The organism is Micromonospora sp. NPDC048909, assembly GCF_040649635.1.
GTDB lineage: Bacteria > Actinomycetota > Actinomycetes > Mycobacteriales > Micromonosporaceae > Micromonospora.
Genome location: NZ_JBEZFU010000015.1, coordinates 15803 through 29501 on the forward strand (window position 1 = coordinate 15803; position 13699 = coordinate 29501).

General features: G+C 68.9%; 10 protein-coding genes. 7 read left to right on the plus strand and 3 right to left on the minus strand.

Going from position 1 to position 13699, the window contains the following annotated elements; all coding sequences use genetic code 11:
- Positions 1–108: 108 nt before the first annotated feature.
- From AB0C04_RS28860 to AB0C04_RS28875, 4 genes are all read left to right on the plus strand, one after another.
- A complete protein-coding gene (locus AB0C04_RS28860) occupies positions 109–1614 on the plus strand; it encodes an altronate dehydratase family protein (RefSeq protein WP_357060590.1) in 1506 nt (501 codons plus the stop codon).
- Complete coding sequence (locus AB0C04_RS28865) at positions 1611–2393, plus strand: SDR family oxidoreductase (protein ID WP_357060592.1); 783 nt, start codon at positions 1611–1613, stop codon at positions 2391–2393. The genes AB0C04_RS28860 and AB0C04_RS28865 overlap by 4 nt, the downstream gene beginning before the upstream one ends.
- Before the next feature lie 42 nt (positions 2394–2435).
- The gene (locus AB0C04_RS28870) at positions 2436–3290 is read left to right on the plus strand and encodes a fumarylacetoacetate hydrolase family protein (RefSeq protein ID WP_357060595.1); all 855 of its coding nucleotides are present in this window, start codon (positions 2436–2438) and stop codon (positions 3288–3290) included.
- Between the two features lie 667 nt (positions 3291–3957).
- Complete coding sequence (locus tag AB0C04_RS28875; RefSeq protein WP_357060598.1) at positions 3958–5157, plus strand: low temperature requirement protein A; 1200 nt, start codon at positions 3958–3960, stop codon at positions 5155–5157.
- A gap of 853 nt (positions 5158–6010) precedes the next feature.
- Here the strand turns inward: AB0C04_RS28875 and AB0C04_RS28880 are convergent.
- Both AB0C04_RS28880 and AB0C04_RS28885 read right to left on the minus strand, forming a co-directional pair.
- On the minus strand, positions 6011–7669 hold the full coding sequence (locus AB0C04_RS28880) for a thiamine pyrophosphate-binding protein (protein ID WP_357060601.1): 1659 nt from the start codon (positions 7667–7669) through the stop codon (positions 6011–6013).
- Between the two features lie 13 nt (positions 7670–7682).
- Complete coding sequence (locus AB0C04_RS28885; protein WP_357060603.1) at positions 7683–8444, minus strand: cyclase family protein; 762 nt, start codon at positions 8442–8444, stop codon at positions 7683–7685.
- A 609-nt stretch (positions 8445–9053) separates the two neighbouring features.
- Here AB0C04_RS28885 and AB0C04_RS28890 point away from each other — a divergent pair.
- Complete coding sequence (locus AB0C04_RS28890) at positions 9054–9893, plus strand: helix-turn-helix domain-containing protein (protein ID WP_357060606.1); 840 nt, start codon at positions 9054–9056, stop codon at positions 9891–9893.
- A 66-nt stretch (positions 9894–9959) separates the two neighbouring features.
- Positions 9960–10550 (plus strand): dihydrofolate reductase family protein, encoded by a 591-nt coding sequence (locus AB0C04_RS28895; RefSeq protein WP_357060608.1) that lies wholly within the window; start codon positions 9960–9962, stop codon positions 10548–10550.
- Between the two features lie 211 nt (positions 10551–10761).
- On the opposite strand, the gene AB0C04_RS28900 is transcribed toward AB0C04_RS28895, so the two are convergent.
- Complete coding sequence (locus AB0C04_RS28900; protein WP_357060611.1) at positions 10762–11379, minus strand: helix-turn-helix domain-containing protein; 618 nt, start codon at positions 11377–11379, stop codon at positions 10762–10764.
- 51 nt (positions 11380–11430) lie between these two features.
- Here AB0C04_RS28900 and AB0C04_RS28905 point away from each other — a divergent pair, with 51 nt between their 5' ends.
- Positions 11431–12360 (plus strand): NADP-dependent oxidoreductase, encoded by a 930-nt coding sequence (locus tag AB0C04_RS28905; RefSeq protein ID WP_357060614.1) that lies wholly within the window; start codon positions 11431–11433, stop codon positions 12358–12360.
- Positions 12361–13699: the final 1339 nt, after the last annotated feature.

Below are 13699 nucleotides of genomic sequence, written 5' to 3' on the forward strand. Positions count from 1 at the left end.
CCAGTTGCTGTCCCAGGAAGGCTCCGGCACCGCCGCCGTGGCTCGTCGACATCAGCCGGCACTCGGATGAGCGGTGAACCGGAGGTAGAGGTTTTGTCAGCAGCTGTAGTGCCCGTCGTCCCGAAGACCGGCCCCGACAACGTGGGACTCGTCATGCACGCCGTCGGGCAGGGCACGCCGGTGCTCGTCGACGGCCGCGACACCGTGCCGGCTCGGGACGACATTCCCGCCGGCCACAAGATTGCGCTCCGGCAGATAGCCCAGGGCGAGGCGGTGCGGAAGTACGGTGCGACGATCGGCGTGGCGCGCAACGACATCGCGTCGGGGGAACATGTCCACGTACACAACATGGGGCTGCCGGAACGTCAGCCGGAAGCCGTCCGCCCGACCGCGTCGACGTCATCCTGGTCACCTCCGGTGCCGCCGACCCGCGACCACTTCCTGGGGTATCGGCGTCCGGACGGCCGCGCGGGGACACGCAACTACATCGCAGTCCTGCCCACGGTGAACTGCGCCGCGACGGTGGCGCGTCTCATCGCACAGGCGGCGAACGCGGCGCTCTCCGGCGTACCTGGGCTCGATGGCGTTATCGCGCTGAGCCACGACCTCGGGTGCGGCCTGGCCGAGGGCACTACGGGTGACGAGATCCTGCGCCGGACGCTGCGGGGGTACGCATCCCACCGCAACCTCGCCGGGGTTGTCCTGGTCAGTCTCGGCTGCGAGGTCAACCAACCAGAGCACATCCTGGACGTGCCGAGCGCCGACGTCGAGCAGCTGGGGATTCAGGAGCTCGGCGGAACGGTCGCCACGGTCAATGAGGGGCTGCGCCGGGTGTCCGCCATCGCGGATCGAGTTTCTCAGCTGCGCCGCGAACCCGTTCCGCTCAGCGACCTGGTGCTCGGCCTGCAGTGCGGTGGCAGCGACGCGTACTCCGGTCTGACCGCGAACCCGACGCTCGGCGTCGCCGCCGACCTTGTCGTGGCGGCAGGAGGTCGCGTCATACTCGGCGAGACGCCGGAGATATACGGCGCCGAGCACCTGCTGACCAGCAGAGCGGCATCGCCTGTGGCGGCGCGGATCGATGAGCTGATCCAGTGGTGGCGCGAGTACGCGCAGCGCAACGGAGCGTCGCTCGATGACAACCCCTCAACGGGCAACCGCGCCGGCGGTATCACCACCATCTGGGAGAAGTCGCTGGGCGCCGTGCTCAAGGCCGGCACCAGCCCGCTGAACTCCGTCGTGCGGTACGCGGAGGCGGTGACCGGGCCCGGGCTGACCTTCATGGACACGCCCGGATATGACCCGGTGTCCGCCACCGGGATGGTCGCGGGCGGCGCAAACCTCCTTGCCTTCACCACCGGCCGCGGCTCGCTGTTCGGCTCACGACCCGTGCCCTGCGTGAAGATCAGCACCACCACTGAGCTGTTCGATCGGATGCCCGGCGACATCGACTTCGACGCGGGGCCGGCGCTGACGCACGAGGAACACGTCCGGCACGGGACGCGGCTGTTCGAGTTGCTCGTGGACACGGCCTCGGGACTGTCGAGCAAGTCGGAGGCCCTTGGGTTCGGGACCGAGGAGATCGTCCCGTGGCGGATCGGGGCGGTGCTGTGAACGAGGACAGCCACCCGAGCCACCGACACCAGCCGGTCGCGGTGGTCACCGGAGCCGCGTCGGGCATCGGGCGAGCCACGGCACTACGGCTGGCGCGCGAGGGTTACGAGCTGGCACTGCTGGATGTGGACCCGGTCGGTACGGCCGAGACGTGCGAGCGGATCAGGCAGGCCGACGGCAGGGCCCATCCGTTTCGGGTGGATCTCTCCAGTCCCGACGAGGTCGCATCGGTGGTCGGCACGGTTGAGGTCAACGTCGGTCGCCCGACACTGCTGGTCAACGTCGCCGGGATCGGCGTCGCGGCCACCGTACTGGAAACCAGTGACGAAGATTGGGACCGCGTACTCGCGGTGAACCTCACCGGCCCGTTCCTCACCACCCGCGCGATCCTGCCATCGATGGTGGCCGCCGGCCAGGGTGTGATCATCAACGTGGCGTCAGTCGCCGGGCAGATCGGGCTGGCCCGACGCGCGGCCTATTGCGCGTCGAAAGCAGGCCTGGTTGGCCTGACCCGCGCCGTCGCCGTCGACCACGCCAAGCAGGGGATCCGCTGCGTAGCGATCTGTCCAGGCACCGTCGAGACCGAGTGGATCGGCAAGATTCTCGCGAACGCCGAGGACCCGGCGGCTGCCCGCGCGGCGATGGCGGCTCGGCAACTTGACGGCCAGCTGGGGTCACCGGACGAGATCGCCGCCGTGATCGCGTTCGTGGCCGGAGCGGAGGGCAGGTTCATCAACGGCGCGGCTCTGATCATCGACGGCGGATTGACCACCGCATGATCATCGAGGCAAAGAGACCGTCAATCCGACCGAAGGATGCACGTGAAGCTGCTGCGCATTGGTGAACTGGGCGCCGAACGCCCGTACGTCCTGCTAGACGGCGACGAGATCGTGGACGTCTCCGATGTCACCCACGACTTCGACTCCGCGTTCTTCGACTCCGATGGTCCCGCCCGACTGACCAGCTTTGTCGGGGCGGGCGCCCCGCGCACCCGGTTGGAGCCAGGACAGCGGCTCGGCGCCCCACTGTCCCGACCAGGAAAGATCGTCTGCATCGGGCTCAACTACGCGGACCACGCGGACGAATCAGGCATGCAGCGGCCCAACGAGCCGATCGTCTTTCTCAAGGCGAGCAACACCCTGAGCGGACCGAACGACCCGGTATTCATCCCACGCGGCTCCACCAAGACCGACTGGGAGGTGGAGCTCGGCGTGGTGATCGGCAAACGGTGCCGCTACCTGTCCACTCCGCAGGAGGGGCTGGGCTCCGTCGCCGGGTACCTGATCTGTCACGACGTTTCCGAGCGGGAGTTCCAGCTCGAACGCGGCGGCCAATGGGTCAAGGGCAAGTCCTGCGAGACGTTCAACCCGGCCGGGCCGTGGCTGGTGACCCCGGACGAGATCGTTGACCCGGGCGCTCTGGACCTGTGGCTCGACGTCAACGGCGAGCGCCGACAGACCGGGTCCACCAAAGACATGATCTTCGATGTCGGGTACCTGATCCATTACCTGAGCCAGTTCATGGTGCTCGAGCCCGGCGACATCATCAACACAGGCACGCCGCCCGGGGTCGCCCTCGGGATGCTGGACCCGGTGTACCTCAGGCCGGGCGACGTGGTCGAACTCGGCATCACCGGCCTGGGCCGGCAGCGTCAGACGTTCGTGCCGGCCCCCTGACCCTTCTGGCCACGAGAACGGCTTGCGGTTCCTGCTTCGCGACCGCGACAAGAAATTCACCGCGGCCTTGACGCGGTGTTCGCCGGTGCCGGCGTCGAGGTGCTCAAGACCCCGCCGCGGGCGCCTCAAGAGACGTTCGTGGAACGCTGAGTGTCCGACGTCGGTGAGCACTTCGGACGCGGTGACCTATTCGCCAACCTGCGCCCAATCTGCACCCACCTCCAAGGCACGAGCAAACCGGGACTCCCTTACCGCCATGACCCGCGAATACCCCTACCAGGCGGCAAAGACTGCCAATGACTGCTGTTCGCTGCCGTTGAGCGCAGTTGTGTGAACGCGGTTACGGGACATCGTTCGATGACATCCGATGCCATCTTGCACTGCGGAGCATGGCCCCTCTGCCGCCTTGTGTGGTCTGGTCTCGGCCGTCGCTGGTCGTCTTTCCGCCTCCTCGCTGCCTCTCCCTTTGGTTCTCGACTGGCCGGACCGAACACGTTAACGCCTAGGCCGATTTGGTAGTCGCAACGTGACTGCACCTTGGGATCGATGTCTCATGATCCGTGGCACGGCTAGAGGACCTTGAGAAGAGCCCAGGACTTGGACCACATGAGCAAAAGAGGACGGATACCCTAATTCCATCCTAAGATCGGTAGGAACGGGTGAGCCGGTGACGACGAATGGAACAAGCGGACTGTTTCGCAAGCTCGAGGACACCGCGCGAGCGTCGTTCCTGGAGCTGTTCTTCGATGTCGTGCTCATCTTTGCCCTCCGCGCGCTCGCCCAGCAGCTGCTCAACAATCTGACCTGGTCCGGCGCGTACCAGGCACTGGTGATGCTGCTGACCATCGGATGGGTATGGTCCCGCACCGCGGCGGCAACCGCACAGTTGGACCCGCGGCGGGCGCCGGTACAACTGCTGGTCATCGCCACCATGGTCGGTGCCCTGGTGCTCTCCGCAGCGATCCCCGAAGCGTTCGGCAAGACCGGCCTGATCTTCGCGGTCACCTTCCTTGTCATCCAGGTCGGCCGCAGTCTGTTCCTCGTGGTCCTGTTGCGCGGCCACGAGCTGCAACATGCCGCTGGACGGGCGGCGATCTGGCACGCCGCCACCGGGGTGCCCTGGATCATCGGCGCCATCGCCCCAAGCACAGTACGCACGGCGCTGTGGACGCTCGCGATTGTCCTCATCTACGTCGCACGGTGGTTCAACTACCCCCTGTCAGGACTCCGTCGCCTGGCCGGTCCGCAGTCGCACGCCGGCGGCGAGCCCCTGGCCGACCGCTACCGGACAATGTTCGTCATCGCCCTCGGCGAGCTGATCCTCACCATCGGATCGAGCCTCACCAGTCGCGGTTTTGCTACCGACCGGACCTTGGCGTTCGTGGTGACATTCGCTGGCGCGGCACTGATATGGCGGACCTACATCTTCCGAGCCGGAGAAGACATCGGACCGGCCGTCGAGGCCTCAGCCAACCCGGACCGTCTCGGCGCCCTGGTGAACTACGCACACCTGATCATGATCGCCGGCCTCGTCGTCGCCTCGGTCGGCGCCGAACTGGTCATCGACGACCCGTTCGGCGACCCACGCGCGAACGCGACCATCACCATACTCGGCGGTACCGCGCTGTACCTTGCCGGTCGGATCCTCCTGCAGTACCTGGTATTCGGCCGCATCTCCAGAAGCCGCTTCATCGGTCTACTCGCGCTCGCCTGCCTCGTGCCGCCGATGCTGCTCGCCCCACCGCTCGCTGTCGCCGCAGCCTCCGGCGCAGTCCTCACCGCCATCGCCATCGCCGACAACCGGCGGGTACGAAGACAACCAGCACCGATCTCCCCACCAGGACCCCACCGCCCCAGCGACACGTGACCAGGACCGGCGAGCGCTACTCTCTCCGTCACGTCACGGTTGGCGGGAGTGCCGCGCCTCATGTGGAACCAATCCGTAACTCATCAAGCGGAGTACGACACCGGCTGCCGGCGATGTCGGGTCTCAGGACCTGCGTGACAGAACAGTCTCGGGACGTGGGTGACAATTTCCGGCTAGCCAGGTGGTGAGGGCGGCTCGGGTGGGCGTCGTCGGGCACGGGCTGCGTCGGATACGGCGATCCCGGCCAGGACGAGAGCAGCGGCGGCGGCGACCAGCACCGGCGGCAGGAAGATCGTTGCTGGCGAGATGGCGGCGAGCACGAGGACCCCGCCCACGCGGTCGCGGGACACCCGGCCGAACACTGCGTACTCGAAGATGGCCCGTCCGGCGAGGAACGGTCAACTCACCACGACGCACCACCGACATCGTCAACGATCAACCGCTACAAGATCGGCAGGACACGCCCTAGCCGCAGTCCGGTCGCTGGCCGAGTGCTACCACATCGCCTGGACGATGGCCCGCGCCGCCGCCGCAACCGCCCAAGCCAGCAGTTCGCTCCCAAAGCGAACATGACCACGCACGCCGTGAACCTGTTCGAGGACAAGGCAAGCCAGGCGATCGCGGACCCGGACCTGCGCTTCAAGCCCTACCGCGAAGACACCCGTGTCCCCCTGTCGGCACTGACCAGGACCGTGTTCATCAACCTGCTGCATGCCGAGTCCATGCGGACAACCCTGGCTGGCGCCAACTCCATCATCTCCACAATGGTTGCCGAGGCCGACCTGACCGACGATGACGACGGACCATACACTGCGGTTACGCCGCCCCGCGTCGCCGTACGCACGTCGGTGCCTCAGTGGCCACGAAACGCCTCCTCCAGCCACCATGAGCCGCGCGCGGCGCAGACCTTGGCGTCGACCACGAACGGACGGGTACGGGGGCCAGCGAGCCAGCGGCGTACCGGCCCGAGGTCGTCGACGGTCCGGACGGTCAACCCGTCGCAGCCGTAGCCACGGGCGATCGCGGCCAGGTCGGTCTCGGGGAAGGTGACCGTCTCCAACGGGTATCCGTCCGGGCCGAAGTGGTGCACCTCGGCGCCGTACGCCGCGTCGTCGTAGATCACCACGAGGAGCGGTAGCGCCAGCCGGACGGCGGTGACCAGCTCGGTCGCGGACATGACGAAGCCACCGTCGCCGACCGCGGCGACGGTGAGCCGGTCCGGCCGCGCGACCGCCGCGCCGAGCGCACTGGCCAGGCCGAGCCCGGTCGACTGGAACGCCTGGGTGAAACAGAATCCGGCCACGTCCGGCACGTCGAGCCACATCGACGGGTAGCCCATGAAGTTGCCGGAGTCGACCACCACCGTCCGGTCGGGTGGCAGCAGGTCGTCCAGGGCGGCCGAGAGCGTCCTCGGGTCGATCTCCGCCGGGGCGCCGGCCCGCGCCGACCCACTCTCGTCCCGATACGGGACCGTCCGCCACCGGCCGTGGGCGCGAATCCGTTGTGCCAGCTCCGGCGTACGCCAGCCGCCGGTCCCGGCGTCCACGGGCCCCGTGGAGCCGGCGTCCAGCCGACCGAGCACCGCCTCGGCGACCGCCGTCACCTCGCCGGCCACTGTCAGGTCGACCGGGCGATTCACCCCGAACGCGGTCGGGTCGTGGTCTACCTGGACGACGACGGCGGAGGGCGGGATCAGTTCGCCGTGCCGGGTGGTCCACATGTTCAGCGTGCTGCCCCACGCCACGACCAGGTCCGCCGCGCCGATCAGCTCGCCGGCGAGCGGGGTGGCGAAACCGCCGGCCACGTCGATGTTCCACGGATTCCCGGCGAACAGTCCCTTCGCCGCGGCCGAGACCGCGAGCAGCGCGCCGCACGCGTCGGCGAGCCGGGTCAGCGGTTCCCGGGCCGCCCGGGCGCCCCGACCCGCGATGAAGACCGGTCGACGTGCGGACTGGAGCGCGGCCAGCAACGGCTCGACCTGCGGTGCGGTGGCCGGGGTCGGCGCGACGGCGGGGATCGGGCCGGACCACGGTTCGGTCACTGCGCTCTGCACCTCCAACGGGAGGCCCAGCACCACCGTCGCGCCCCGGGCGGCGGCCCGGTACGCCGCGCTCGCGTCCTCGGCGGCGTGCGTCGCGCGTACCCGGCGGAAGTCGGCCCCGACCGAGGCGGCGAGCGCCGGCAGGTCGATGAAGAAGTTCGACCGGGGCGCGGTCGCCTCCGGGGCCAGGACCACCATCGGGGTACGGCTCTTCGCGGCCTCGGTGAGGCCGGTCAGCGCGTTGGTGACGCCCGGACCCTGGTGCACCGAGAGCAGGCCCACCGTCCCGGAGGTGCGGGCGTACCCGTCCGTCATGCTCGCCGCGCCGCCCTCGTGGGCCGCCGCCACGAACCGGGCGCCGGCCGCCACAAGCGCGTTCGTGACATGGAAGTTGCCGCTGCCGACCACCCCGAAGACATGCCGTGCGCCGTGTCCGTACAGAACCCGCCCGACCACCTCGGCTACCCGCATCGGTGGCCCGGTCCTACCGCTCGACCAGCGCGAGGACCCGGCACGGGCTGCCGGACCCGGAGACGATCGGCAATGGTCCGGCGATCACCACCGCGCCGGTCGCCGGCAGCTGCGCCAGGTTACGCAGCTGGGTCAGGCCGTACTTGTCCTGGCCGAGCAGGAACGAGTGGCACGGGAACGGCGGGTCGAACGAATGCGCGGCGCCCGCGTCGGTGCCGACCGTCTCCACCCCGACGCCCTGGATCGGCGACTCCTCGGCCAGCCAGCGGGCGCACTCGACGGAGATGCCCGGGGTACGCCCGGCGTTGGCGTACCGCTCCGGGTCGTCGCCGTACGCGTCCCAGCCGGTGCGGTAGAGCAGCCAGCCGCCCGTGGGCAGGGCACCATGTTCCGCCTCCCACGCCTTGATGTGCTCGACCTCGAGCAGGAAGTCAGGGTCGTCGACGGCGTCGGCGGAGTGGTCGATCACCACCGCCGGGGCAATCAACTGGCTCACCGGGACCTGCGACACGTCGGCGCCCTGTTGACCGGTGACCCAGTGCACAGGGGCGTCGAAGTGGGTGCCGGTGTGCTCGCCAGTGGAGAAGTTGTTCCAGTACCAGGCCGGACCGCGGTCGTCGTACCGGCTGATCTCGCTGAGCCGGAACGGCCAGGTCTGGCCGAACTGCTCGGGCAGACCCAGGATCGGGGTCTGGTCCGAGAGCGGAGCGGTGAGGTCGACAACCTGGATCCGGCCGCTGGAAAGAGCGGCGACAAACTCCTGCAGCACCGTCATGCGGCGACGGTACACCGCGCTGTCGCTCCATGATGGACTCCCGAACGGGGCGTGTCACCGGCGCCGCCCGCCCAAGCCGTGCGTTTGCAGACGGCCGGGCGTGTGGCGCGGCACAGGAACTTGATTGCCTCGGACACCACCAATTGCTCGTCCTCGAAGGCAAGCGCCACCATGGACTCGGACGCTTCCAAGAGGTGGCCCTAGTGCGCTAGCCGTTGACTGTACTCGTGTACAACCCAATGGCGTCTTCCTCGGCGCCGCGCAATCGACCTAAGGCAGCCACGGCTGGCCCGGTCTGCCGCCCCTCCGGCCTCCAGATGTCGACGTCCGGTGAGGCCGGGTTACGGGCCGCGAAAGTCAGGCCGTCCAGGAAGCGTTGACACTCCTCTATTGCGGCCCTTGCCAACTGGGCCAGGCGCGCGACCTCGTGACCCACGGCGTGCTCTAGGCGCAAACAGCCGATGGAAGGGCCGCGCAGTTCTCGGCGCTCCGCTAACCATCCTTGATGCCGGCCCGACCGTTGCCAGCCGTACGGGCGCGGCTCGAGAGCGGCTCTTCACAATGCAAAGTGTCTTCGGTGACGCTTATGGCGTCTGCGATGCTGTGGGCGTGGAGTACGTGTCCAGAGTGCCGCGACCGCCGCTGGACGGGCTGATCGACGACCTTTACTACCTGGAGGGTGCGCCGCCGTACGCCCGGCTGACGCTGCCGCCGATGCCGGCGGCGTTGCTCATCGTCAACCTCGGGGCGCCGTTCCGCATCCGCGGCGGCACCGACATCGAGACGGTCGAGTACGCCGACGGCTGCGTGGTCACCACGCCCACCCGCGCGTTCGAGTTCGGCTACCCACTCCGGACCCGGTCCGTCGGCGTGCACTTCAAGCCGTGGGGGCTGGCGCCGTTCCTGCCGATGCCCGCGGCCGAGTTGTGTGACCGGCCGGTGACGGTAGAGCAGGTTTGGGGCCGGCCCGCCATTGCTGAGCTGCGAGACCGGCTGGCCACGGCGGACGGACCGCACGAGATGCTGACGCTGCTCGAGGAGGAGCTGATGCGACGGCTGTGCGAGACCGCCGGCCTGGGGCTGGTCCGCCATACGAGCAGCGTCATCGCGGCGACCAGCGGGGGCGTGGCGATCGGCGACCTGAGCGTGGCAGCCGGTGTCAGCAGCACTCATCTGGCACAGCGGTTCAAGGAGCTCATCGGCGTCACGCCGAAGCGGCTGGCCCGCACCTACCGCTTCACCGCCACCGTGTTCGCGATCAACCCCGCCGGGCCGATCGACTGGGGCGACCTCGCCGGTGTCGCAGGCTACTTCGACCAGGCCCACTTCGGCCACGAGTTCCGGGCGTTCACCGGGCTCACGCCGACCCGGTACGTCGAAGTCCGGCGGCGGTTCCTGCGCGAACATCCCGGCCACGCGATGGACGGCTGGCCGCTGCCGGCCGATTGATTTCTTACAAGAGCGACATCTCACGACACGCTAATTTAGGGGCATCCCAGAGCAGAGGAGAGCCCCGTGGGCAAGGTGGTCATGTACAGCTCGGTGTCGGTGGACGGCTTCGTCGCGGACGAGAATGACCAGCCCGGACCGCTGTTCGATTGGTTGTCCAGCGGTGACGTCCCGTTGGACGAGAGCGGCGAGGTGAAGGTGTCGCAGACGTCCTACGACTACACCCGGCCGTACTGGGACCAGATCGGGGCGACAATCGTCGGCCGCCATGTCTTCGACATGACGGACGGCTGGGACGGGAAGCCTCCGGGCGGGATCGACCACGTGGTCGTCGTGACGCACCGGCCGGAGCCCGAGGGCTGGGACCCCGAGGCGCCGTTTCACTTCGTCGACGGCGTCGAGGCAGCCGTGGCCAAGGCGCAGGAGCTTGCGGGTGACCGCATGGTCGAGGTCGCCGCTGGTGACGTCGGCGGCCAGGTGCTTGCCGCGGGCCTGATCGACGAGGTGCGGATGGACGTCGTACCCGTCGTGTTCGGGTCCGGCAAGCGCTACTTCGGGTCGGTCCACGCGCAGCACCTGTTGGAGGATCCTGACGTGGTGATTCAGGGCAACCGGGTGCTTCACCTGCGCTATCGGGTGCGCCGTTCACCGATCTGAGCGGGCGTGACGGTGTCCCGGGGTCTTCCTGCACACCCGCGGCGTCGGCACCAGCCGAAGGTAGCGTCAGGCACGTCGAGGTCTTCCAGATGGGCGGTGTAGGAACCTCCATCCTCGGAAGACCTCGACACCTACCTCGGGGCCGACGCGCCAGCCACCAGTGCCATCAACTGGCACCCGGACGCCGCCGGACGCTACGGCCTGTTCACGATCATCCTGCTCGGCGAAGCGGAGCTGGCGGGAGCGGCGAGGCGTCCGGGGATGCTTGGAATGCCTGGATTGCGAGCGCGGCGAAGCGCCGGGAGGCCGCGACCTGGGCGGCCGGTGAGGTCGCGTGGATACCGCTGTTGGCCATGAGCACGAGGACCAGGTCGTCCACGACGAAGTCGGGGCGCAGGCGGCCGGCGTCCTTGGCGCGGCGGGCCAGTTCGGCGACCGCGTTCAGCGCGTATTCGCGGCGCGCGTCGAAATCCATCGCGTTGGGAAAGGTCGATGTGTAGGTTTGTGTGAAGCCTCGGTCGCGTGCATGCAATTCACACATTTTCTCGATCACGAGACAAAAGCCGTGCCACGGATCTGGGTCAGCGAGGCCCTCGTCGACGATGACGTGACACGCGTGCATCTGCTCCGTGAATGCCTCGGTGACCAGCATCTCCTTGGTCGGAAAGCGCCGGTACAGAGTGGCGGGGCCGACCCCGGCGCGCCGGGCGATCTCCCGCATCGGCACATTCAGGCCTTCGGTGGCGAACACCGCGCGGGCCGCGTCGAGGATGCGCTCGCGGTTGTCCAGGGCGTCGGAGCGCAGGGTGTGAGGCAAACGGTCGGTCACCGCTCTCAGTTTAGCGATCCAGAGCGCCTGCGTCCTTTAGTGTTCGCGAGCATGAGAGCTTTGCAATTTTCCAAGTACGGTCCGGCGAGCGTACTTGAGGTCGCCGAGGTACCGGAACCGCACCCCGGACCGGGACAGATCCGGGTGGCGGTTCGGGCCTCGGGTGTCAATCCGGCCGACACGTACTTCCGCGCCGGCCGATTCCGGGACTGGATCCCGCTCCGCCTGCCGCATGTGCCCGGAGTCGACGCCGCCGGCGTGGTGGATGAGATCGGTGACGGGGTGACCACGGTTCAGGCAGGCGATGAAGTCTTCGGGATCATCGACTTTGCCCAAAACGGCGGGGCAAACGCCGAGTACGCCGTCCTGGCCGCGTGGGCGCCGAAGCCGGCCGCCCTGACGTGGGAGCAGGCAGGCGGCGCGGCCGGGAACATCGAGACGGCCACCCGCGTGCTCGACCTGCTGGCCGTCAAGGATGGCACCTCGCTGCTGATCGAAGGCGCGGCCGGCGGGGTCGGCACGACCGCGATCCAACTCGCGGTCGCTCGCGGCGCGACCGTCATCGGCACGGCTAGCGCCCGCAACCACGAGTTCGTTGCCTCGCTCGGAGGGGTCCCGACCACCTACGGACCCGGGCTGGCCGATCGGGTCGACACTCTGGTGCCCAGTGGGGTGGATGTCGTGCTGGACTGTGCCGGCTCTGGTTCTCTGCCCGACCTGGTCGGCCTGGTCGCGGGCCCCGACAGGGTGGTGAGCATCGCCGACATCAACGCCGCGGCGTACGGCGTGCACCTCTCCCGCGGTTCTGGTCCCGGTGCGGACTCGCCGGCGCCCGAAGGAATCGCCGTCGCTGGGGAACTCGCCGAGCAGGGCCGCTTCACGGTGCCGATCGCTGCCGTGTTCGCCTTGGAGGAGGCCGCCGCCGCGCACGAGTTGAGCGAGTCCCGCCACGCGCGTGGCAAAATCGTGCTGAAGCCGTAGCTGACAGGGGTGCGTGCTCCTGAGTAAGGGCGCGCCGGGCTGGTGGCTAGGATCGATAACAGTCATAGCCACCCTGGCCGCCCTCGGCGCGATCACCTTCGCCATGGCCCTACGCGCCGACCACTCTCCACCGGCCGTGCCGAGCCAGCGCCCCCGTGAACCCGGGCAACACCGCCACACGCCGGCGATTCACGAACCTGCGGCCGGGACGGAAGGCAATCCTTGACCGGGCAGTGGTTCTGGTTCAGAGAGGCACACCATGGAACAGGCCAGTGCCCTCAACTGGGCGCTGACCGAGCGGTCCGCTAGCCAGCCGTCACGAACAGCTGCCAGCCCTAGGAGCAGCAGGCCAGAGCCCTGATGTTGGAGCTGAGGAATACAGCAGGTAGCGAATACCGCGCACCGCCAGGCGTTCGACCGGACCTGTCGGTCTATGACGTGCCGCTGCTTCTCGGTGAGGAGGAGGGCTACTTCGGGCGACCTGGGGTAGGCAATTGGTCGCTCCCGTGGGTGGTCGTGACGGTCCGACCCCTGGGACGACGTCGTGGCCCAGGTCGAGGACGCGTCGTTAGGTGCTCGCGCCCAGGGCTCCGGTGTTGGGCAGCGGCCGAAGCCCGCGTCTGGCCAGGACACAACGCCCCGGAACTCCACCCTTCTCGGACTGTGATCGGTCAACTTCGTTCGGTAGAGTGCGGATGTTGATCGTCGGCGATGGCCGGGGTCGGAGGGGTGCGGAGATGAGTCGACCGGGCGAGCGGTGGACGCGGGTCGCGCTGCGCCTCGGCCTCCTGCTCGGCGGGGTCTTCGTGGCGTGGGCCGTCCACGAGGCCGCCACCACCAGGGTCGCCTACGCCGCCGACCGTCCGCCGGCCGCGCCGGTCGATTCCGCCGTCGACCTGCTCACCGGCCTCCTCCGCCCGATCCTCGACCCGACAGCACAACCGCCCGCCCCGGGCGCGTCTACCGGCGAGACGACCCGCGGCACCCCGCCGAGCGGAGCCGACCCTCGTCCAGCGCCCAACCGTCCGCCAGCCCGGCCCGCGGCCCCGCCAACGAACCAAGTCACCCCACCGCCGGCCCGCCCCGCCCAGGTCGACACGCCGAATCCGGCCGCTGGCGCGGCCCGACCAGCCACCAGGCCGGGTGGCGGTGAGGTGCTGGCACCGGTGGGTGCAGCTCTCCGTCCGGTCACGGATCCGGTCCGGTCCGGGGTGCTCACCCCGGCGGCCGACGCGCTGCGCCCGGTCACCGACCCGGTGCGGGCCGGCGTAGTCACCCCGGTGGCTGACGTCCTCAGACCGGTGATCCAGCCGCTCGCTCCGGCCCTGTCGCCCGTCTG

Excerpts from the sequence above, each read along its gene's own strand:
- AB0C04_RS28880 (WP_357060601.1), bottom strand. The coding sequence starts at position 7,669 with ATGCGGGTAGCCGAGGTGGTCGGGCGGGTTCTGTACGGACACGGCGCA.
- AB0C04_RS28885 (WP_357060603.1), bottom strand. The coding sequence starts at position 8,444 with ATGACGGTGCTGCAGGAGTTTGTCGCCGCTCTTTCCAGCGGCCGGATC.
- AB0C04_RS28905 (WP_357060614.1), top strand. The coding sequence starts at position 11,431 with ATGAGAGCTTTGCAATTTTCCAAGTACGGTCCGGCGAGCGTACTTGAG.